The organism is Clostridium thailandense (assembly GCF_019207025.1).
In the GTDB taxonomy this organism is placed as follows: Bacteria; Bacillota; Clostridia; order Clostridiales; family Clostridiaceae; genus Clostridium_AM; species Clostridium_AM thailandense.
In genome coordinates, this window is sequence record NZ_JAEEGC010000022.1 from 25482 (window position 1) to 48512 (window position 23031).

Consider the following 23031-nt stretch of genomic DNA (forward strand, 5'->3'; position numbering starts at 1 on the left):
AATACGATAAATCTTGGAGGGAGTTTTTAAAGTATGATGTACATCTTAATAATCATTGAATTATTAGTTACAGTAGTTATGGGGATTTATTTTTTTAATGCATTAAAAGGCCAGCAATCGCGAAGAGTAATTGTAGATAGAGAAAATACCAAAGAAATGGAGAAGCTAAAAAAATTAAGAGCAATCAAACTAACAGAACCTTTAACAGAAAAAAGCAGACCTACTACTTTTAATGAAATCATAGGTCAGGAGAAAGGTATAAAAGCACTGCAAGCTGCATTGTGTGGTCCAAATCCACAGCATGTTATAATATACGGGCCACCCGGTGTTGGAAAAACTGCAGCAGCAAGATTAGTATTAGAATATGCAAAGAAAAAAAAGGAATCGCCTTTCAATGAAAGTTCAAAGTTTATTGAAATTGATGCAACTACGATAAGGTTTGATGATAGAGGAATAGCAGATCCTTTGATTGGTTCTGTTCATGACCCAATATATCAAGGAGCAGGACCCTTAGGTGTTGCAGGAATTCCTCAACCTAAAGCTGGTGCTGTAACAAAGGCACATGGTGGCATTCTGTTCATAGATGAAATAGGAGAACTCCATCCTATAGAAATGAATAAGTTACTTAAGGTATTGGAAGATAGGAAAGTGTTTCTAGATAGTTCTTATTATAACTCTTCTGACGATAGTATGCCTACATACATAAAAGATATTTTTGATAATGGTCTTCCAGCAGATTTTAGACTAGTAGGGGCTACGACGAGAAACCCTGAAGAAATAGCTCCTGCATTAAGGTCAAGATGTGTAGAGATATTTTTTAGATCTTTGCTTCCAGAGGAAATTGAAGTTATAGCTAGAAATGCAGTAGATAAAATAGGATTTAATATAGAAGATAAAGCTTGTAATTTAATTGGTAAGTATGCACAGAATGGAAGAGATGTAGTTAACTTAGTTCAACTTGCTTCTGGAATAGCGTTAAATGAGGAAAGAAATGAAATTTCCGTAAGTGATATAGAATGGGTGATAGAAAATGGTCAGTATTCTATAAGACCTGAAAAGAAGATTAGCGATAAGTCTTCTGTAGGGTATGTTAATGGTCTTGCCGTTTACGGAGCAAATATGGGAGCTTTAATGGAAGTTGAGGCTACTGCAAAGAAGATGAATATTAGAAGAGGCAACCTTAGAATAACTGGAATAATAGAAGAGGAAGAAATAAATAATCAAAATAGAAGAATGAAAAGAAAAAGTACTGCTCGATGTTCTGTTGAAAATGTTTTAACTGTAATTGAAAAATTATTTAACCTGAATTGTGATGAATACGACATACATGTGAATTTCTCAGGAGGAGTACCTGTAGACGGACCGTCAGCAGGTATTAGCATAGCTACGGCTGTATATAGTGCTATAAAAAATGTTCCCGTAAGTAACTATGTAGCTATGACTGGTGAAATATCTATACATGGAGATGTTAAGCCAATTGGTGGAGTAAATGCTAAAATTCAAGCAGCTAAGAAAGCAGGTGCAAGCATTGTTATAATTCCTAATGAAAATTGGCAGGATAGTTTTGCGCAAATAAATGGTGTGAAAGTTATACCTGTAAAGAATATAAGAGAAGTAATTGATATAGCTATGGTAAAGGAAAAATTAGATAAACCAACTATTGAAATAGAATCTAATGTAGATGTATTATCAGCAGAATCACTAAACACTTAACCTGTAATTCATAATATAAAAATTATGCGAAGCAATAATTTTTATTAGAGTACAGAGGACAGTTGACAGAGGACAATGAAGGAGGATTTTTCTCCGCTATGCTACGAAAAGCAACCTTCATTGTCCTCTGTCCTCTGTCAATTGTCCTCTGAAAAAATTTTGCGTCGTATTATTTTTACTTTAAGAATTAAAATTTAAAGATATTATATTAAAGAATTGAAATTGAATAATTGAAAAAAAACTATTTTATGGTTATAATATATTAGTCTAACTATATATAAAATTTATCTATTTTGTGAATAATTTAGTTTTTATTAATTATTTTTAGAAGTGAGGGGAAAAATATGGATAAAAAGTTAAAGATCCTTCCTCTAATTCCCTTAAGAGGTATTACTATATTCCCATATATGGTCATACATTTTGATGTAGGTAGAGAGAAATCTATACTTGCTCTCGAAGAAGCTATGATTGTTGATCAAAAAATATTTTTAGTTTCGCAGAAGGAAGCTAAGACTGAAGAACCAGAAGAAGAAGATATATATACTATGGGTACTATTTGTAATATAAAGCAAATATTAAAGTTGCCAGGAGATACTGTACGTGTGCTAGTTGAAGGCGAAAGTAGAGGAAGATTAGGAAAATATATTGATAAAAGTCCTTTCTTTAAGGCAGAAATAGAGATATTGGAAGATGAAGGGTGTATTGAAACTAATAAGTGTGAAGCATTAGTTCGTTCCGTTAGAAAGTCTTTTGACGATTATACAAAATTATCTGGTAACATACCAGTTGAAACAATAGTAACATTAGAAGAATTAGATAATCCAGGCAGGTTATCAGATGTTATTAGTTCTTATTTAATGTTAAAGCAAGAAAATAAGCAAGAACTTCTTGAAACCTTTGACATTGAAGAAAGACTTCAAAAGCTATTGAACATATTAATCAATGAAGTTGATATTTTGAAGCTGGAAAGAAAAATAGGTGTTAAAGTAAAAAATAAAATAGATAAGGTTCAAAAAGAATATTACTTAAAAGAACAATTAAAAGCTATTCAAGAAGAACTTGGTGAAGAAGATGAGGACAAAAGGGAGATAACTAGATATAAAAATAAAATAACAAAAGCAAAGCTTCCCAAAGAAGCCAAAGAGAAAGCTTTGTATGAACTAGATAGATTAAAAAATAGCGGAAGTTATTCAGCAGAAGGTGGAGTAATAAGGACGTACTTAGATTGGATATTGGATCTTCCATGGAATAATGAGACCAAAGACAATTTAGATATAAAATCCGCTAGACAGGTTTTAGAAAAGGAACACTATGGGTTAGAGGATGTAAAAGATAGGATAATTGAATATTTAGCAGTTAAGAAAATGAGTAACTCATTAAGAGGTCCTATACTTTGTTTAGTCGGGCCACCAGGAGTAGGTAAAACTTCTATTGCTAAATCCATAGCTCATGCATTAAATAGAAATTTTGTTAGAATGTCTTTAGGTGGAGTTAGGGATGAAGCTGAAATAAGAGGTCATAGAAAAACTTATATAGGAGCGATTCCTGGTAGAATAATATATGGAATGAAACAAGCAAAATCAAAAAATCCTTTATTTTTATTGGATGAGATAGACAAGATGAGTAATGATTTTAAAGGAGATCCAGCAGATGCTCTACTAGAAGTACTGGATGCGGAACAAAATAGTACATTTAGAGATCATTATTTAGAGTTAGAATATGATTTATCTAAGGTTTTATTCATAACAACTGCTAATTCATTAGAAACTATTCCTAGGCCTTTACTTGATAGAATGGAGGTTATAGAGGTTTCAGGATATACTACGGAAGAAAAATTTCATATAGCTAAAAATCATTTATTATCTAAGAAGCTAAAAGAACATGAGGTTGATGAAAATAAGATAAAGCTTTCGGATTCTTCTATATATTTTATTATAGAGAATTATACAAGAGAGTCAGGGGTTAGAAGTTTAGAAAGAAAGATATCCTCTCTTATAAGAAAAGCAATAGCAGAAATAGTTGAGAAAGATAAAGAGAAAATAATAATTAACACAAATAAAGCTAAGAGCTATCTAGGTCCCGAAATATTTACATATGAAAAGGTAAGTCAAGATGACAAAGTTGGTGTTGTAATGGGCATGGCATGGACAGGATATGGTGGAGACACTTTACCTGTAGAAGTAACTGTTATGCCGGGAACTGGTAAGTTAGAACTAACAGGTAAGCTTGGAGATGTAATGAAAGAATCAGGAAGGGCTGGTTATAGTTATGTTAGGGCTAATGCGCACCGATATGGAATAGAAGCGGACTTTTATAAAAATAAAGATATTCATATACATGTTCCTGAAGGCGCTGTGCCAAAGGATGGTCCATCTGCAGGTGTTACTATGATTACGGCGATGGTATCTGCTTTAAGTGAAAGAAAAGTAAAACACAATGTTGCTATGACGGGAGAGATAACTTTGACCGGTAGAGTACTTGCTATTGGAGGACTTAAAGAAAAGAGCTTAGCAGCATATAGAGCTGGTATCGATACGGTAATAATACCTAAGGAGAACGAAAAAGATCTATTAAAAATACCAAAGACAGTAAAGAGTAAACTAAAGTTTATATTAGCAGACAATATAGACATAGTATTAGAAAATGCTTTGGTAAAAAACGATTAGAGAGTGAGAATTTATGGAAATAAAGCAATCGGAATTTATTATTTCAGCAGTAGCTCCTGCTCAATATCCTAAAGATAATAGAGTAGAAATAGCTTTTGTGGGAAGATCAAATGTTGGAAAATCTTCTTTAATTAATACTTTAACTAACAGAAGAAAGTTAGTTAAAGTAAGCGGAACTCCAGGAAAAACTAGATTGGTTAACTTTTTTCTGATAAATAATGAATTTTATTTTGTTGACCTGCCTGGGTATGGATACGCAAAAGTTTCAAAGGTTGAGAAGGAGAGCTGGGGTAAGGTAATTGAAGCATATTTAACTAACAGAGAACAATTAAAAAAAATAATACTTCTTGTTGACTGTAGACATAAACCAAGTAGTGATGACATAAATATGTATAAGTGGATAAAACATTATAATTACGGTATTATTGTTGTAGCAACAAAAATAGATAAGCTAACCAAAAATGAACTACAAAAGAATTTAAAAATGATAAGGGAAACTTTATCATTAGATCCAAGCGAAAAATTGTTAACATTTTCTTCACTAAAAAAATATGGAAAAGAAGAGCTACTGGATATTATTAGTGAAGTTTTGTAAATTTAAATAAGTGTAAACAAGGAGAAATTTAAATGACTAAAATTGATATTGGTAAGGATTTCCTTGTATTTCTATTTGTTTATTTACCACCACTTATAGTATTTATAAGATTCTTAAGAGAAAGAAAAAGAAATAATTTAGTACTAGTGATAATTAGTATATTGTACATTATAATTTCTTTATTTACGCAAAACCTGATTCCATTTATCTTTGTATTATTAAATATTAGATATCTAAGAAGTGCAGAATCGTCCTACTACAGCAATGCAAAAAATGAGTACATGTTATCATTTGAGTCGAATTTTAATAACAAGTTTACTATAAGCAACAGATTAGCAGAAGATTATAGTAGATTTAAATTTAGTATTAAGAAACTAAATTTATTATTAGCTATTAAGTATGCACTTCAGTCATATTTAATAACAATTTTAATCTCTGCAGTTTCAACTGCTATTTTTTCTAAAATGAGTATTGAACCCAAGCAGCAGGAAATAGTTACATGGATGTCTGATATGCCACTAGATAAATTTTTAATATTAATTCCAGTTGTCATAATATTTGCACCTGTGCTTGAGGAATTTGTTTTTAGGTGGCTACTATTTGAGAAAGTGTTTAGACCTAGGATAGGTGTATATCTATCAGCAATATTAAGTAGTATACTTTTTGCGTTTATACATTTCAACTTAAGAGCTCTACCTATATTGGTGTGTATAGGTTTATACAATTGTTACCTTATTAATAAAAAGGGATACTGGTATTCGGTGTTTAATCATTTTACTTTTAATTCTGTGACTACGATGGTGCTGTTATTTGAAAAGTTAGGAATGATAAAATTTTAACTGAAAATATAAAAATTAAAGACATATGTTACTTATTGTAACTATGTCTTTAATTTTTTGTATAAGTTCATGTATATTATCTTCTTTTGCTTCCATCTCTTCCATCTTTATTATTTAATGCTTCTTTTAAAAGATTTCCTAAAACTTCCTGTCCATCTGGAGAGGACTGAAGAGATTTTACAGCGTTTAGTACTTCATCCTGAACATTTCTGCTTTGCCCTTTTTCTATATCATCCAATCTATCAGCAAGGGCTGAAAGTTGAGATTTTACTTCGCTTTCATTTAAATTAACTGAATCACTAGCACCTGCTAAAGCACTTAAGTCAAAGTTTCTAAGCATAGAGCTCAGCTGGTTAGTAGTCATATTATTGGCTCCTACTAAAGAGCTGATTATAGATACAATTTGATTTATATCAATATTTTTTAGTAAATCACCAATATTAAATCCACCTACTGGAGAAACATTACTTTTACGATGATGCTTTCCCATTTTATCACTCCTTTATGTTAAGGAGAGCATTTAAATGCTCTCCCTACCTATATATTTACTTTTGAAGCTAGTTTTAGTGGTTGCAGCTGCAGCCACATACTATTAAGATAGCAAGTGTAATTAGAACAGCGTAACGAGCACCTCTTCTTCTATTGAATGCTAATAACAGTAAACCGATTATAGCTGCTAATATTAACCATGAATTACCATAATTAAACATACGTTACCCCCCTTTCTGGGCTGTGGTTTTATTTTACTCTTTTTACTTTATATCTTAAGTTAATTAACTTTTTTTCTAGAGAGTTCAGTATATCTTACGTTTGGAAGTAAGTAGCATATATCAACCTGTAAGATATAATGTTACTTCTCCTTTAAAAGTTTAAGTTATTAATGTCTGTTGTAATAGGAACAACCACAAACTATCAATACAGCAAGTATAATTAGAACAGCATAACGAGTTCCTTTACATCTTCCGAATATTAATAAAAATAGTGCTATTAAAGCTGCTAAAGCTGTTATTGGCATATTACTATTATTATTGTTGCTGCAGTGATGGTGATGTTTACAACACATATCTATTCCCCCTTTTCTAGGCTATGGCTTTATTTAATTCTTTTTACTTTATATCTTAGGTAATAGCATTTTCTAATCATTAGTCTCTTTACAACTTTTTTATGCTTGTTTTATAGTATATACTATTCATTTATTATGGATTTGACACAACAAAAAGGTAATTAAATTAAAATTATAAAAAATATCATAGATGAAGTTTAGTGAAATGTAATATAAATTTTAAAATAATATGAAAATGCACTAAAAAAATTTTGAAATAATACGATAAAAGTAAAGATTAGGATAACTATATTCTGGAGGGAAAACATATGTCTAAAATTTCTCATTTGTTGGAGATGATAATTACACTACAGTACAAAGGACTTACTACAGCAGCAGATTTAGCTGAAGCTCTAGAAGTAGACAAAAAAACAATATACAGATATATAAATAGTTTAAATAAAGCTAATATACCTGTGCACACGAAGAAAGGAAGATATGGAGGTTTCTACATAGACAAAGAATTTTACATGAAGCCATCAAAGCTTAGTGAAGAAGAGTTACAAGCATTACTTATGGCTACACAAATACTTACAGAAAAGAATGGTTTTGTTTTAGAAAAAAACTTACAGACGGCTGTGTCCAAAATAAAAAATATATGTATAAATGACAATGAAGAGTTAAAATGCTTAAATGAGACTGGATTCTTTAGAATGAATGAAATTGGAAATTTACAAGATTTGGAGGATAAAATATCAAAAATAAATTATGCTATAAATAGAGGTAGAAGCATAAGTATAAATTATTTTTCTCTAAATAGGAGTAGTCTAACAGTAAAAAAAGTAGATGCTTATAATTTATTATTTAGAGAAGGTGGATGGTATATTATTGGATACTGTCATATGAATAATACGGTAGAAACTTTTAAGCTGTCAAGAATTAAAACACTAAAAGTAACAGAGGAAATATATATGATACCTCGTACTTTTTCATTAAAGGAATACTTAAATAATAATTGGGGAGTATTTAAAGGTGAGAAAATAAAGGTTTCTATAAAGTTTGATAAAAATGTTTCGGATTTCATAAAAAATGGAAAATGGCATATTAATCAACAAATAGAAGATCAAGAAGACGGATCAATATTACTTAATTTATATTTGGATGATACAGAGGAAATAAAGAATTGGGTTATGAGTTTGGGAAAATATGCAGAGATTGTAGAGCCTAAAAAACTTAGAGATGAGTTGAAAATGGAAATAGAACAAATTTATAAAAAATATTAAAAATTTTATTATATAATGTATAAATAGTGGGGAATAGGATAAAATAAAAAATGTAATTCGGAGATAAAATCTCCTAAAGCATCAAGTATATAACAATCTCTACTTGATGCAATAACCCCCCATCCCCCTTGGGATCGCATATGCGATCCCTTTTTATTATTTCAGATTAATTGATGAGATCTTGAAGTAGTATTTTTCTTTGCTATTTTCATCTGGAGTTAGAGTAATGCTTAAAGTATAATTTTTAATTACATTTTTATCTTTATTAGAAACTCCTCTGAAATTTAGACTCCAAATAAATTCAGATGTATTACCATCTTTATCACACTTATTTTCTGAGAATATAGCATCCTGAAATATGTAGGTGTTATTGTCCTCAGATAGCTTATCTATCATAGATAAACTTTTGTTAGACATGTTAGAAGAAAAAATTTCTTTTGGTTTATATTCTTTGTTTTGAGGAAGGCTCTGAATAAATTTAATAAAAGTGAAGACAGTATCCTTACCTACAAAGGTGTTGTTACTTTCGTAATTATAATTTTTAAATTTGTAATTTAAAAATATATAATTTGATAACCATATGGTATCATTTTGTAATCTTCCTGATATAACTTTAGGTGTTCTATTATTTTTACAATCTATAAATCCTAATATGTTGTTAGAGTTAGAAAAAACATTTTCAAATTTATCTCCTTTCCAAAAAAATACATGTTGAAGAGGTAAATTATTATTCGAAGCTTGTACAAAAATCTCAGGAATTTTATCTCTTGAGACGTCTATAAGAGAGACCCTCATAGGCCAATAAGAGCAATACGATCCTATTGGTGATGAGTTATCCGCTGTTATAATAGAGTAATTTTTATCTTTGGCTTTGAGTGTCAAGGTGTAATTACCATTAACATTTTTGACATATAAAGTTTCTTCCTTTCCATCTCCATTAAAATCTGCTTTAAATTCCTTATTATTAGAAAAATTATTAAAAGTTAAAGATGAATTATTTGATATTAAAATGATTGTTAATAATAGTAAAGTAATAAAAATTAAAACTGAAAAATAAATATATTTCTTCTTTAGAAATATAACCCTAAATTTCATACATTTCACCCCCATTTAATTATATGAATTTATTATATATTTAATTATTATGTACAAAATAAAATTAGGAGTATTTTGAGAAAAAAGAAGGTGATCATTTGAAAAAATAATCTATGTGAAAGGAGAAACATATGCTATATAAGAAAAGAGTTTTAACTATTTTTTTATTAATAATATTAAATTTTAACATTGCATCTTGCTCTTTTAGAAAAGATACCCCTAAGGAAAAGCAATTGAACATATATGTTGATGTTAAAGATAAAGAATCTTTGAATATAGTAAAAATTATCACAGATGAATACAAGAAATCTAATTCTAAAGTAAAACTTACTGTAAACAACGCTATAGGAGGAAATATTGAAGAGGATATAAGCAAGGGAAGCGAACAAGATATAGTGATTACTTCCAGAAATAATATGATAAAATTAAGCAGAAAAGGACTTTTAAATGATTTAGGAAGTCAGTATGATGAAAATAAAGTAAGTGAAAAATATTATAGAATTATGAATGCTTATGGAAGATTTGAAGATAAATATTATGGTATGTCTTTGATTCCTTTTACAATAGAGATATTATACAATAAAAGTGTATTTGCTAAATTAAACTTAACTACACCATCTACAATAAATGACTTAAGAGAAGTACTAAAAAAGTTAAATGATGCAGGTACCAGAATACCTGTAATACTCACTGATGACATAGATATCAATAGTGGATTAGCTTCAGTAGTAATAAATAATAGAGTGAGTATTAGAAAGTTAGAAAGTATGTTTGATAGTGGTCCAGCAGCCTATAAATCTTTAACAGAAATGCAGCAGGCTTTTGATACTATATATGGACTTGTTAGTAGTGGAAATATAAATAAAAATACGTTTGAAATCGGTAACGAAGCTAGTATAGAGAAATTTTCTAAAGGAGATATACCTTTAATTGTCTGTTCGTCCTATTACTCAAATTATTTTAAGGATAATAATATAATGATAGCTGCAGATAGTTCGAATGATCCTTCAACTAAAATGAATATACCTATTATAAGCAATGCGATTATTTGTACACCTATAAACGGTAAGAATGGGGAGGAAATGGGGAATTTTTTGAAATTTATAATAAGTGAAGAATTAAATAAAAAACTTGTAGAGAAAGGTTTTATAACCGGAAATAAAAAAGCTAATAGTAATATAGTAGGAGGAGCAAAAGCGAGTATTGTAAAGCATCTTGAAAATAGTTCAGATGATAGTATAGTATACGTTTATAATATACCAGATAAATTAAGGAGTAGCATAACATCAAAAATAGATCAAATATTAAATGGAAAACATACTGGAAAGGAATGGCAAGAGGCTGTGGATGAGGCATATAAATAAAAAATACAAAGAGCAGTTCTTTTCAAACTGCTCTTTATATTTTTTGCTTATTAATGAGGTGTAGTATTGTTTTTACAACAACTGCAAACCCCATAAAAATATATTTTGCTATCAACAATATCATAGCTAGTGTAACTTTTTACTTTGTCATTTAAATCTGAGAAAGTAATTCCTTCAATGTCATCAACTTTACCACAATTTAAACATTGAACATGAGGATGGGGTTCTACAGTCCCATCGTATCTGAAATTACCTTCTCCTACGTTAATTTCCTGAACTAAATCCACTTCAACTAATGTTTTTAAAGCTTTATAAACAGTTGCCAAACTCATTGTAGGATATTCCGGTTGTAGAGCTTTGTATATAGTTTCAGCAGATGGGTGTTCTTTTGTAGATTTTAAGAATTTATACACAGCAATACGTTGTGGAGTAAGTTTTAGTTTTTTCTCTCTAAAAATTCCAGTTAGGTTATTCATTTACACCCTCCTTACTATATAATTAATTATATTATATAATAAAAATTATTACCTGTCAAAAGTAGTTTTTAGGAAATAATTATTTATATGGTGTTAGAAAGAAATAAGATTATTAATTAGCTTTAAAATATCAATTTCATTTAGGAAAGAATAACTTGATAAGTTTTACACAAATATTAATTATAAATGAAAAGACAAATATTATTTCACTTTTACAAAATAAAGTAAAGTGTAATTGTAAAACGAAACGAAATAAATTATATTGAAGCAATATAAAGAAATATATAATTCGATTATTTATAGATTATGAATTATTTTATTCAAAAATGAAAAAATATACTTTTTTTATGAATTTTTAAATGAAAAAATAATTATATAAATAACAATTTCATAAAAAACAAAATTTAAAAAATGTCTTTCAGTATAAAAATTTATAAAATAATATTGTGAAATATGTAAAATTATACAATATTAGCAGCAAAATATGAAATAATTGTGAAGAATCTACTTGATTTAATGAATTATTCATGTTAAAATTTTATCGGAATGAAAAATATTAATCACAATACTTTATGGGGAGGTAAGTGCATAATGAGCAAGAATGAATTGAAAAAAGAAATTGGTTTGATACCCGCTCTTGCAATCGTTATCGGTATGGTTATAGGTTCTGGAGTATTCTTTAAACCTAAAGCTGTATTTAGTGCAACTGGAGCACCAGGACTAGGTATGATGGCCTGGATCTAGGAGGAATTATATCTGTGGCAGGTGGACTAACAGCTGCTGAAATATCTGCAGCAATACCTAAAACAGGTGGTATGGTAGCATATTTGGAGGAAGCATATGGAGATGTTTGGGGGTACCTTTTAGGATGGGCTCAAACAATTATATATTTCCCAGCAAATATAGCTGCTCTTGCAATAATATTTGGAACACAAGCTGCTTCATTAATGAGTTTAGGCGACGGAACGATAATACCAATCGCAATTATAGTTACTCTTTTCTTAACCGTTATGAACTCATTCGGATCAAAAACTGGTGGTGCTATTCAAACTGTAGCTACTATTGGTAAATTAGTACCTTTATTTGCAATCATAGTTGTTGGTCTTATGAAGGGTGATGGCGGAGTAGTAAGACTATTCCCAATGACAATGGCTAATCATCCAATCGGTACAAGTTTAGGATCAGCACTTGTTGCTACAATGTTTGCTTATGAGGGATGGATAAACGTTGGTGCTATAGCTGGAGAAATGAAAAATCCAGGTAAAGACTTACCAAGAGCAATTATTGGTGGATTATCATTAGTTATGGCTGTTTATGTAATAATAAACGTAGCATATCTATTTGTATTACCTGCAAGTACTTTAGCAGCTACAAAAACACCAGCTGCTGATGTTGCAACAGTAATTTTTGGACCATCGGGTGGAAAAATTATAACAATTGGTATATTGATATCAATATTTGGAGCATTAAATGGTTATATATTAACAGGAGCTAGAATTCCATATGCTATGGCAATAGAAAATAAGTTGCCAGGAAGCAGCTGGTTAGGAAAATTAAGTCCAAAATTCCAGACTCCAATAAACAGCAGTATATTAATGGCTATTATATCAATATTATTAATATTCTCAGGTAAATTTGATCAGTTAACAGACTTGTTGGTATTTGTTATATGGATGTTCTATGTTATGACGTTTTATGCTGTATTTGTTCTTAGAAAAAATCAGCCAAATCTTCATAGACCATATAAAGTACCTCTATATCCTATAGTACCTATCATAGCAATACTTGGAGGGTTATATATAATATTTAATACTTTATTGACTCAACCTTTAAATGCTGGGTTAGGAATTGTACTTACATTAATAGGATTCCCTGTTTATAAAGCTAGAAAGAGCAAATTTAAAAAAGCGGATGATGACATAGCTTAAAATAATCTATAATAAGGACAGTAGAGATATAACAGATATCTCTACTGTTTTTTTATACCCTAGAAAAGCACTACTTTCAATAAGAAGTGAAATCTAGTTATAAAAAGATTTAAAAAACATAAATTTTTATTATTAAAACTACTTGAAAAAAAGGAATTAGTATCATATAATAATAATTGTTAGTAAAAATGTTTTAAATTATGAAAAACTTATATTAAATTATATTTAGATGGGGAGGATATATAATGAAAAAATTTGTTTGTACAGTATGTGGTTATGTTCACGAAGGAGATGCGGCTCCAGAAAAGTGTCCGCAATGTAAAGCTCCAGCTGATAAGTTTATAGAAAAAGTAGAAGGAGAAATGAGTTGGGCAGATGAACATAAAGTAGGTGTTGCAGCAGGAGTAGACCCTGAGGTAATAGAAGGATTAAGAGCTAACTTTACTGGTGAATGCACAGAAGTAGGAATGTACTTAGCTATGAGCCGTCAAGCAGATAGAGAAGGTTTTCCTGAAGTAGCAGAAGCATATAAGAGAATAGCATTTGAAGAAGCTGAACATGCTGCAAAATTTGCAGAATTACTTGGAGAAGTAGTAGCTGCTGATACAAAGAAAAACTTACAGGTAAGAGTTGAAGCAGAGCATGGAGCTTGTCAAGGCAAAAAAGATTTGGCTACTTTAGCTAAGAAATTAAACTATGACGCAATTCACGATACAGTACATGAAATGTGTAAAGATGAAGCAAGACATGGTATGGCATTTAAAGGATTATTAAATAGATATTTTAAGTAAAAAGAAAAGGGATATCTCAGGTTTGAGATATCCCTTAAATGCATTATCATTTAAAATTTATCTGTCAGGTTCTGGCTAGTTTTGTTATAATTGAAATGTAACAAGATAATTAGCTGCTAATTAGATTGGGGGAGTAATGTGAATTTATATTTTGTAAGACATGGTGAAACTGAAAAAAACAAAAGTAAATGTTACTATGGTAGGTTAGATGTAGAACTTACCGATAACGGTATTCTACAAGCAGAGAAGGCAGGAAAATTATTAGAGCATATAGATTTTGATAAGGTATATGCAAGTGAAAAAAAAAGAGCGATAAATACAGCTGAAATTTTGTTGGAAAATAAAAAATATGAATTAATGACCGATGCACGAATAAATGAGAGAGATTTTGGAGATTTTGAAGGTAAGGACCATAAACAATTAGAAGTGCTCTATCCAGAAGAATGGAAACAATGGTGTGAAGATTGGAAAAACGTTTCACCACCTGGAGGAGAAAGCTATATAGATCTCTACAAAAGAGTAAAGAATTATATGGATGATATTTTAAAATTAAATGATGAAAATATACTTATAGTAACTCATGGAGGGGTTATAAGATCGATATATTGCTATATCCTTGGAGGAAACATGGATTATTTTTGGAACTTTGGTTCCAATAATGGTGATATAAGTGTTATAAAATATGAGTATGGTAATTTGTATATAGATAGCATAATTCACGTATAGGTTTAGTATGGAAGGAAGGCATTATAATTATGAAAGAAATCGTATGTAATTTTTTATTGATGATTCAATTTTTAACTAGAATTCCCGTAAATATAAGTTTACCTTGTGAAAAGGATAACTTTAGAAGAGCGTCAATATTTTTTCCGGTTATAGGACTAGTAGTAGGTGGAATTCAGTGGGGAGTATATGAGGCTCTTATAAAAATTTTACCCTTAAATGTAGTAATAGTCTTAGTTTTGGTAATTGGAATTATAGTTACTGGTGCAATACATATAGATGGACTTGGAGATACTTGCGATGGTTTCTTTGCGTTTAAAGGTAATGACAGAGTGATAGAAATAATGAAGGATAGTAGAATAGGGACATATGCATGCATTGCCATAATAATGGACTTGCTTCTTAGATATACAGTTTTATCTTTTGTAGCTCCAAGGTTTTCTTTTGCAATCATAGCAGCACCAATGATATCGAGATATTCTACACTACTTTTAGGATTTAAGGGGAAGACTGCCAAAAGTACTGGCACAGGTAACTTTTTTATAGGAAATGTTGGAATAATTCAATTTATTATTGCATTGGTGATTACAGGAGGAACATTAATGCTGATGATGTCACCAGTACATATAGTTATTTTGTTAGTTTCTGCGTTAGTATTAGCTTCGATACTCAATATATTCTGTGAAAAAGTAATAGGAGGCCTCACGGGAGATACTCTTGGTGCTAATAACGAATTAGTGGAAATATTAACATTAATTATAATTGCAGCTATGTTAAAGCTATAGCTTTAAATAAATTATACTAGGAGGAATTAGTATGTCAAAAATAACTTTAGTTACTGGAGGAAGCAGAAGTGGCAAAAGTACTTTTGCAGAAAAGCTTTTAGAAGATAAAGATGATGTATTATACATTGCAACTGCAATAGTAACAGATAAAGAGATGGAAAAGAGAGTTGAAAAACACAAAAAAAGTAGAAATCAAAAATGGGATACATATGAAGGTTTTAAGGAATTAGATAAGGCATTAAAAGAGCATACTAATAAATATATAATGTTAGAGTGTATAGGAACTATGGTAACAAATTTAATGTTTAGCGAAAATCATGATTTTGATAATATGGATCAGACAGAAATACAGAGACTAAGTATTAGTATAAGAAATGAAATAAATAAAATAATATTAGCAGCGAAGGAAAATGACAAGGAATTAATTATTGTTACAAATGAAGTGGGCTGGGGATTAGTATCAGAACATAAACTAGGCAGAATTTTTAGTGATATGCTAGGTCATATAAATCAATTTATGGCAAGCATAAGTGATGAAGTATATTTGGTATCCTGTGGACTTCCTTTAAAGTTGAAATAATTATATTACATAAAAAGGGGATTTTACATAATGAAAAAGCTTTTTAAAAGAAACTTTCCTATTCTATTAGTAATACTTATGTTTATATCTATTTTTTTAAACGGCTGTAGTTTGAAAAATACAGAACCAGCTGAAAATACAGAATTTATGCTTGGTACTATATGTACAATACAGGTTTATGATGGGAAGAAGGATGAAGCCCTTGCAAAGGCGTTTGAAAGAGTCAAAAAGATAGAAAACGAAATGAGTATAAATAAAGAAGGTACTGAATTTGATGCGGTAGCCAATGCTGCTGGAAAGAATTTTGTAAAAGTGTCTGATGATACCTTTGCTGTTATAAAAAAAGGATTATACTATTCTCAGCAATCTAAGGGGGCTTTTGATATAACAATAGGACCATTAGTTAAGCTTTGGGGAATAGGAACAGACAAAGCTAAAGTTCCAACACAATCAGAAATAGATGCAGCAAAAGCTTTAGTTGGATATAAGGATTTAGTGCTAGATGAAGCAAATAAGAAAGTAATGCTAAAGAGAGCAGGAATGTCAATTGATGCAGGTGGAATAGGAAAAGGTTTTGCGGCAGATGAAGCTGCAAAGGTGTTGAAACAATATGGAGTAAAGCATGCAATTATAAACTTAGGAGGTAATGTGCTAGTTATTGGTAGTAAACCAGATGGGAAACCATGGGGAGTAGGAATACAAAATCCTTTTGACACCAGAGGAAAAGAGGTAGGCGTATTAGGCGCTACTGATAAAACTATAGTTACATCGGGTATATATGAAAGGTATATAGAGAAAAATGGAAAGAAATATCATCATATATTAAATCCATTTACAGGATATCCTATGGATAATTCTTTAGCTAGCGTAACAGTTTTTACAGATGTATCTTTTGATGCTGATGCTATGACAAAATATATTTTTTATCTTGGAGTAGAAAAAGGTCCCGAGTATGTCAAGAAATCTTTACCTGGAGTTGAAGCAATATTTATAACAAAAAATAAAGAGGTTTATGTGACAGAAGGATTAAAGGATAACTTTAAAATAACTAATAATGAATTTAAATTGATAAATAAATAGCTCAATAATACTTAGGTATCATTTAGGGTACTATTTAACTAAAAAGTTCTTTCTTGCATTTAAACCAAAATAAAAATATAATAAATTTATAATAAAGATATATACTAATTCTAGTATAAGAAAAACGAAAAGTGAGGTATTGTTTTATGGAAAAAGTAACAAAGGATATGACAATAGGAGAAACTATAAGATTAAATCCTAAATATGCTGAAGTTTTAATGAACTTTGGTATGGGATGTGTTGGATGCCCTTCAGCGCAAGCAGAATCTATAGAGCAGGCTGCTCAAGTGCATGGCATAGATCTTGATAACTTATTAAGAGCATTAAATTCATTAGCTTAATAGGTAAATGAAAAATCACAGGATAAATATTTTATTCCTGTGATTTTTTATTTATTCATTTTTTAGATTGTTTTTATGTTCGCAAGTAGGACAACTGTGTGTGCAGGATTCTAAATGAATTAGAACTTCTGTATTTTTTAATGAATTTTCAAGACCATTTTCTATATCATCACATATATCATGTGCATCCTTTAAAGACATGTTTTCAGGAAAAACCATGTGCAAATCAATGTATTTTATATTTCCCGATTTTCTTGTTCTTAAGTTGTGAAATTCACAATAATCTGATTTAAATTTACTTATAGTAGTTTCTATAGTATTAATTTCTGTATCCGAAAGTTTTACATCAAGTAAAGGGTTGAAGGCATTTTTTAATAATTCAAAAGACTCCTTTAAGATAAATATGGCAACAATAATTGCAACAATTGGATCAAGAAAATGGAGTTTTGTAATCCAAATTAGAAATAGTCCCATACCTACGCCAAGCGATGTATATACGTCTGCCTTTAGATGAAGAGCATCAGCTTCTAAAGCTATAGAGTCTTCTTCTTTAGCTACTTTGTATAACTTTTGAGATACAAAATAATTTATAGCAGCAGAAATAAACATAACTATAAAACCAATGCTTATTGATTCAACGGCTTCAGGGTGAAGAATTTTTTTAACGGCTTCAATGATTATCCATACAGACGCTGCAAATATAAGAAGAGCTTCTATTACCCCAGAAATGTTTTCAACTTTTCCATGGCCATAGGGATGATCAACGTCTGCTGGTTTATTTGAAATTCTTACTGAAAAATACGCTATAATTGCTGCAGCTAAGTCCATAGTGGAATGTATAGCCTCAGATACTATACTTACTGATCCAGTAAAAGTTCCAACAAATAGTTTCATAATAATAAGACTTGAATTAGACAATATAGAAAGTCTAGCGACATTGGTTTTTTTATTCATTCCTATAAATTCCTCCATAAAATTATTATTATCATTTGATAAAGGATTATAACACAATAATACGCCATGAATCCTTAAAAGTCAATAAAAAATTAATGATATACATTATCAATTGATAAAGAAAATTAATCACAATTCAATAATATAGATATGAGTCTAAGTTTTAAATGTAGTAAAATTAAATTTTTATAAATAATTTTTAATTTTATGTATGAGATTCTTTCTATATCAAATAATAAGTTAGGAAAATATTATGAGTTTTGGTTAGGAGGATTAATTTCATGAAAAAGGTTACGAAAACTATGGATGGAAATGCAGCAGCAGCTTATGCATCTTATGCATTTACAGAAGTTGCTGCTATATATCCAATAACACCATCTACACCTATGGCAGAAGGCGTAGATGAATGGGCTGCTCATGGAAAGAAAAATATATTTGGTCAGACAGTAAAAGTAGCTGAATTGCAATCGGAAGCAGGGGCATCGGGGTCAGTACATGGTTCCCTTGCAGCGGGAGCGTTGACTTCAACATATACGGCCTCACAAGGATTGCTTTTAATGATTCCTAATATGTATAAAATAGCAGGTGAACATTTGCCAGGAGTTTTCCATGTATCAGCTCGTGCAATAGCAGCACATGCATTGTCAATATTTGGTGATCATCAAGATGTAATGGCATGTAGGCAAACAGGATTTGCATTATTAGCTTCTTCTAGTGTTCAGGAAGCGCTAGATTTAGGGTGCATCGCGCATTTATCAGCTATTAAATCAAGGGTTCCATTTTTACATTTCTTCGATGGATTTAGAACATCGCACGAATATCAAAAAATAGAGGTTATTGAATATGATGAGCTTGCAAAGCTAGTTGATTATGAAGCTATAAAACAATTTAGAGATAGAGCTTTAAATCCAGAACATCCAGTAGTAAGAGGTACTGCTCAAAATCCAGATATTTATTTCCAAGGAAGAGAAGTTTCAAATCCATTTTATTTAGCAGTGCCAGATGTTGTGGAAAACTATATGAGAGAAATAGAAAAGGTTACAGGAAGAGTCTATCATCCATTCGATTATTATGGATCACCAGATGCTGAGTACATAATTGTAGCAATGGGATCAGTTTGTGATACTATAGATGAAACTGTAGATTATTTAATGGCAAAAGGAGAAAAAGTAGGATCTATAAAAGTACATTTGTATAGGCCGTTTTCTTTGAAATATTTCTTTGATGTATTACCTAAGACTGTGAAGAAAATAGCAGTTTTAGATAGAACAAAAGAACCAGGGTCATTAGCAGAGCCTTTATATCTTGATGTTGTTAAATTATATGATAAGAGTGACAATAGACCTGTAATTGTAGGAGGAAGATACGGTTTAGGATCTAAGGATACAAGACCATCACAAATACTTGCTGTATTTGATAACTTGAAACAAGAGAATCCAAAGGATGGATTTACTATTGGTATAGTAGATGATGTAACACATACATCACTTCCAGAGGGAGATATTATACAAACAACTCCAGAGGGCACTATTAATTGTAAGTTCTATGGGTTGGGCTCAGATGGTACTGTTGGAGCAAATAAGAGTGCAGTTAAGATTATAGGAGATAAAACGGATTTGTATGCTCAGGCATATTTTTCATATGACAGTAAAAAGTCTGGAGGAACAACTGTATCGCATTTAAGATTTGGAAAGAAGCCTATAAAGTCACCTTATCTAGTGTATAATGCTGATTATATAGCTTGTCATAATAAATCTTTTATATATAATTATGATTTATTAAAGGGACTTAAAAAAGGTGGTACTTTTGTACTAAATTGTCCGTATGATGAAAAAGAGTTAGATGAGAAGATGCCTGCGACTTTGAAGAGATATATCGCTCAAAATAGTATTAATTTTTATACAATAGATGCAGTATCTATTGCGGGAGAAATTGGATTAGGCGGAAGAATAAATATGATTATGCAATCTGCATTCTTCAAATTAGCTAATGTAATTCCAATAGAAGATGCTGTTACGTATCTGAAGGATTCTATAGAAAAAACTTATGGTAAAAAGGGTCAAAAGATTGTTGAGATGAATAAGGCTGCTGTAGATAGAGGAATAGATTCTTTGGTTAAGGTTAATATTCCATCTGGGTGGGCAGAAGCTCAAGATATGAATTCACCAGTTAAGAAAGAACCTGATTTCATTAAAAATATACAAAGACCAATAGCAAGACATGATGGAGATGAACTTCCGGTTAGTACATTTGTAGGTATGGAAGATGGTTCATATCCATTAGGAACTTCTGCATATGAAAAGAGAGGTATAGCTGTAATGGTACCTGAGTGGCAGATAGATAAATGCATACAGTGTAATCAGTGTTCCTATATATGTCCACATGCAACAGTTAGACCATTTTTATTAAATGAAGATGAAGTTAAAAAGGCTCCAGATACATTTAAAACAAAGAAAGCTGTTGGAAAGGGGCTTGAACAGTATGAATATCGCATTCAGGTTAGTCCGTTAGATTGTACGGGATGTGGAAATTGTGCAGATATATGTCCAGCGCCAGGAAAAGCATTAATAATGCAGCCTGCAGATCATGAAATTGAAATGGAAGCAGAAAATTGGGAATTTGCGATGACTGTAACAGCTAAAGATGATGTTATGGATACTAAGACCTTAAAAGGCAGTCAATTTGTAAGACCATTATTAGAATTCAATGGTGCTTGTCCAGGATGTGGAGAAACACCATATATAAGACTTCTTACTCAATTATTTGGTGACAGAATGATAATTGCAAATGCTACTGGTTGTTCTTCAATTTGGAGTGCAAGTGCTCCATCCATACCATATACAACAAATGCTGCAGGAAAAGGTCCAGCTTGGGCAAATTCATTATTTGAAGATAATGCTGAGTATGGATACGGAATGTATTTGGGAGTTAAGCAGATAAGAGAAAAACTAGCTGATTTGATGAAGGAATATATACAATCCGATGGAAACGAACAATTAAAAGAAGCTTTTGATTCATGGTTAAAAGGAATGAATGATGGAGATCAATCAAGGGAAGCTTCAGCAAAGATATTGGAAACTTTAAAGAACTATGATTATAATAATGATGCTACTGTAAAACAAATAGTAGAAAGAAAAGATTTCCTAATTAAGAAATCTCAATGGATTATAGGTGGAGATGGTTGGGCATATGATATTGGATATGGAGGATTAGACCATGTTCTCGCATCAGGAGATGATGTAAATGTATTTGTTATGGATACAGAAGTATACTCTAATACAGGAGGTCAGTCTTCAAAATCTACACCAACTGGTGCAGTAGCTAAACTTGCAGCAGCAGGTAAGAGAATGAGAAAGAAAGATCTTGGTGCAATGGCTATGACTTATGGATATGTATATGTGGCACAAATTGCTATGGGATCTAATATGAATCAAACAATTAAAGCTATAATTGAGGCTGAAAATTATAAAGGCCCATCACTTATAATAGCATATGCTCCATGCATTAATCATGGTATAAAAACTGGCATGGGAACTAGTATAGCTGAAGAAAAGAAGGCAGTTGAATCTGGATACTGGCATCTATACAGATATAACCCACTGCTTGGAGATGAAGGTAAGAATCCATTTGTATTGGAATCAAAAGAACCAACAAAACCATTTAAAGATTTCATTCAGGGAGAAATAAGATATACTTCATTAAAGACTGTGTTCCCAGAAGTGGCAGATAAAATGTTTGATGATGCTGAAAAGAACGCGAAAGAAAGATACGAATTCTATAAGCGTTTGGCAGAAATGAAATATTAAATCTAAATTATATAAATAAGAAAGGGTCACTGATATAGCCAGTAACCCTTTTCTTATAAGTACTATTTTTCGTTTGTGTCAACCCATTCCTTTGCATTCATAACTTCTGTTTCGCTAGGCAGATTGACATTAGAAACTGGTTTTGTATTTTCCATATTAGCCCATGCAGCAGTAGTATGATTTTCTATAGGAACTCCCATAAAACGTTCTTTAAATCTATTTTTTTCCATTATATCCCCTCCTCAATATTATTATCTTCAAAGAAGTAAAAGCTATTAATGAAATTTATACCATGTATTACAATATAGGTTAAATAAGTAGTGTAGGTAAATTAGTTCCAAATTAAGGTTTGAATAGAAATGTGAGATTTAAGGTATTTTAATATAATAAAGGACAATTTATGTTGTTATAAAAACAATAAGTCAATATTACAGACATATTGAGTTGGACTTATGTATATATTTAGGAGGAAAAGCTATGATAGTTGTTTATCATGATGTTGGAGGTACACATTCTACAGCTACAGCAGCAAATATTCATATAGGAAAGTTACCTATAGATTCAATACCCACGAAAGAACAATTAGTTAATTTACCTACATTTGACAAGTTAACTAAAAGTCAAATAGGTACCTTATTGTATATTGGAGAAGATGAATTTGGAACAAAGGTTTATACTATTGGACGGAAATATAAGCCTAAATTGGTTATACCGGCAATAGAAAGTATGTATGCTATTGCTCATGGAAATACAAATGATTTACTAGTTATAGATACACATCCTACTGTTAATATATGGATGAAAATTGGAGGTTTCAGTTCAAGAGCGCTAAATCTTGTATCTTTTGGTAGGCCAATAGTAACTTATGGAACCCTTAAAGCTTATGAAGATATTTCTAATATTGTAAGAAAAGTTAAGCAGCAAGTAAGTAATAAAACTGTTGGAAAGTGATTTATATAACTTTAATTTA

General features: G+C 30.7%; 23 protein-coding genes. 16 read left to right on the forward strand and 7 right to left on the reverse strand.

Features of this window, described 5'->3' with window-relative positions:
- The first annotated feature begins 33 nt into the window (after positions 1–33).
- The 4 genes from lonB (at position 34) to I6U48_RS05165 (ending at position 5813) form a co-directional block, all read left to right on the forward strand.
- A complete protein-coding gene (lonB, locus tag I6U48_RS05150) occupies positions 34–1713 on the forward strand; it encodes an ATP-dependent protease LonB (RefSeq protein WP_218319339.1) in 1680 nt (559 codons plus the stop codon).
- A 344-nt stretch (positions 1714–2057) separates the two neighbouring features.
- The gene (lon, locus tag I6U48_RS05155; protein ID WP_218319340.1) at positions 2058–4379 is read left to right on the forward strand and encodes an endopeptidase La; all 2322 of its coding nucleotides are present in this window, start codon (positions 2058–2060) and stop codon (positions 4377–4379) included.
- 13 nt (positions 4380–4392) lie between these two features.
- Complete coding sequence (gene yihA, locus I6U48_RS05160) at positions 4393–4974, forward strand: ribosome biogenesis GTP-binding protein YihA/YsxC (RefSeq protein ID WP_218319341.1); 582 nt, start codon at positions 4393–4395, stop codon at positions 4972–4974.
- A gap of 32 nt (positions 4975–5006) precedes the next feature.
- Complete coding sequence (locus tag I6U48_RS05165; protein WP_218319342.1) at positions 5007–5813, forward strand: CPBP family intramembrane glutamic endopeptidase; 807 nt, start codon at positions 5007–5009, stop codon at positions 5811–5813.
- Positions 5814–5889: 76 nt separating this feature from the next.
- Here the strand turns inward: I6U48_RS05165 and I6U48_RS05170 are convergent, their stop codons facing one another.
- The 3 genes from I6U48_RS05170 to I6U48_RS05180 form a co-directional block, all read right to left on the reverse strand.
- Positions 5890–6303, reverse strand: coding sequence for a hypothetical protein (locus tag I6U48_RS05170; RefSeq protein WP_218319343.1), 414 nt, complete (start codon positions 6301–6303; stop codon positions 5890–5892).
- Positions 6304–6376: 73 nt separating this feature from the next.
- On the reverse strand, positions 6377–6523 hold the full coding sequence (locus I6U48_RS05175) for a hypothetical protein (RefSeq protein WP_218319344.1): 147 nt from the start codon (positions 6521–6523) through the stop codon (positions 6377–6379).
- A 167-nt stretch (positions 6524–6690) separates the two neighbouring features.
- Entirely contained in the window at positions 6691–6876 is a 186-nt protein-coding gene (locus tag I6U48_RS05180) for a hypothetical protein (protein WP_218319345.1), read from the reverse strand.
- Between the two features lie 308 nt (positions 6877–7184).
- Here I6U48_RS05180 and I6U48_RS05185 point away from each other — a divergent pair, with 308 nt between their 5' ends.
- On the forward strand, positions 7185–8138 hold the full coding sequence (locus tag I6U48_RS05185) for a helix-turn-helix transcriptional regulator (RefSeq protein ID WP_218319346.1): 954 nt from the start codon (positions 7185–7187) through the stop codon (positions 8136–8138).
- A 156-nt stretch (positions 8139–8294) separates the two neighbouring features.
- Here the strand turns inward: I6U48_RS05185 and I6U48_RS05190 are convergent, their stop codons facing one another.
- Positions 8295–9233 carry a VCBS repeat-containing protein gene (locus I6U48_RS05190; RefSeq protein WP_218319347.1) on the reverse strand — a complete coding sequence of 313 codons (939 nt, stop codon included), beginning with the start codon at positions 9231–9233 and terminating at the stop codon, positions 8295–8297.
- Between the two features lie 131 nt (positions 9234–9364).
- On the opposite strand from I6U48_RS05190, the gene I6U48_RS05195 reads away from it, so the two are divergent.
- Positions 9365–10597, forward strand: a complete 1233-nt coding sequence (locus I6U48_RS05195; protein WP_218319348.1) for an ABC transporter substrate-binding protein — start codon at positions 9365–9367, stop codon at positions 10595–10597.
- Positions 10598–10647: 50 nt separating this feature from the next.
- Here the strand turns inward: I6U48_RS05195 and perR are convergent, their stop codons facing one another.
- Entirely contained in the window at positions 10648–11073 is a 426-nt protein-coding gene (perR, locus tag I6U48_RS05200) for a transcriptional regulator PerR (RefSeq protein WP_218319349.1), read from the reverse strand.
- Between the two features lie 591 nt (positions 11074–11664).
- Here perR and I6U48_RS30445 point away from each other — a divergent pair.
- The 8 genes from I6U48_RS30445 to I6U48_RS05235 all read left to right on the forward strand — a co-directional run bounded on the left by I6U48_RS30445 (position 11665) and on the right by I6U48_RS05235 (position 17301).
- On the forward strand, positions 11665–11817 hold the full coding sequence (locus tag I6U48_RS30445) for a hypothetical protein (protein ID WP_376774531.1): 153 nt from the start codon (positions 11665–11667) through the stop codon (positions 11815–11817).
- 14 nt (positions 11818–11831) lie between these two features.
- A complete protein-coding gene (locus I6U48_RS05205; RefSeq protein ID WP_376774532.1) occupies positions 11832–13001 on the forward strand; it encodes an APC family permease in 1170 nt (389 codons plus the stop codon).
- A 245-nt stretch (positions 13002–13246) separates the two neighbouring features.
- The gene (locus I6U48_RS05210; RefSeq protein WP_218319350.1) at positions 13247–13792 is read left to right on the forward strand and encodes an NADH peroxidase; all 546 of its coding nucleotides are present in this window, start codon (positions 13247–13249) and stop codon (positions 13790–13792) included.
- Between the two features lie 138 nt (positions 13793–13930).
- The gene (cobC, locus tag I6U48_RS05215; RefSeq protein WP_218319351.1) at positions 13931–14518 is read left to right on the forward strand and encodes an alpha-ribazole phosphatase; all 588 of its coding nucleotides are present in this window, start codon (positions 13931–13933) and stop codon (positions 14516–14518) included.
- Between the two features lie 29 nt (positions 14519–14547).
- Positions 14548–15300 (forward strand): adenosylcobinamide-GDP ribazoletransferase, encoded by a 753-nt coding sequence (cobS, locus tag I6U48_RS05220; RefSeq protein ID WP_218319352.1) that lies wholly within the window; start codon positions 14548–14550, stop codon positions 15298–15300.
- A 31-nt stretch (positions 15301–15331) separates the two neighbouring features.
- A complete protein-coding gene (gene cobU, locus I6U48_RS05225; RefSeq protein WP_218319353.1) occupies positions 15332–15880 on the forward strand; it encodes a bifunctional adenosylcobinamide kinase/adenosylcobinamide-phosphate guanylyltransferase in 549 nt (182 codons plus the stop codon).
- A gap of 30 nt (positions 15881–15910) precedes the next feature.
- Complete coding sequence (locus tag I6U48_RS05230) at positions 15911–16960, forward strand: FAD:protein FMN transferase (protein WP_218319354.1); 1050 nt, start codon at positions 15911–15913, stop codon at positions 16958–16960.
- Between the two features lie 146 nt (positions 16961–17106).
- A complete protein-coding gene (locus I6U48_RS05235) occupies positions 17107–17301 on the forward strand; it encodes a DUF1858 domain-containing protein (protein WP_218319355.1) in 195 nt (64 codons plus the stop codon).
- Positions 17302–17352: 51 nt separating this feature from the next.
- Here the strand turns inward: I6U48_RS05235 and I6U48_RS05240 are convergent, their stop codons facing one another.
- Complete coding sequence (locus tag I6U48_RS05240) at positions 17353–18255, reverse strand: cation diffusion facilitator family transporter (protein ID WP_218319356.1); 903 nt, start codon at positions 18253–18255, stop codon at positions 17353–17355.
- Between the two features lie 281 nt (positions 18256–18536).
- On the opposite strand from I6U48_RS05240, the gene nifJ reads away from it, so the two are divergent.
- Positions 18537–22061, forward strand: a complete 3525-nt coding sequence (gene nifJ / locus I6U48_RS05245; protein ID WP_218319357.1) for a pyruvate:ferredoxin (flavodoxin) oxidoreductase — start codon at positions 18537–18539, stop codon at positions 22059–22061.
- Between the two features lie 62 nt (positions 22062–22123).
- Here nifJ and I6U48_RS05250 read toward each other — a convergent pair whose 3' ends face one another.
- Entirely contained in the window at positions 22124–22291 is a 168-nt protein-coding gene (locus I6U48_RS05250; protein WP_218319358.1) for a CDIF630_02480 family spore surface protein, read from the reverse strand.
- A gap of 247 nt (positions 22292–22538) precedes the next feature.
- Here I6U48_RS05250 and I6U48_RS05255 point away from each other — a divergent pair, with 247 nt between their 5' ends.
- Positions 22539–23012, forward strand: coding sequence for a DUF3189 family protein (locus I6U48_RS05255; protein WP_218319359.1), 474 nt, complete (start codon positions 22539–22541; stop codon positions 23010–23012).
- Positions 23013–23031: the final 19 nt, after the last annotated feature.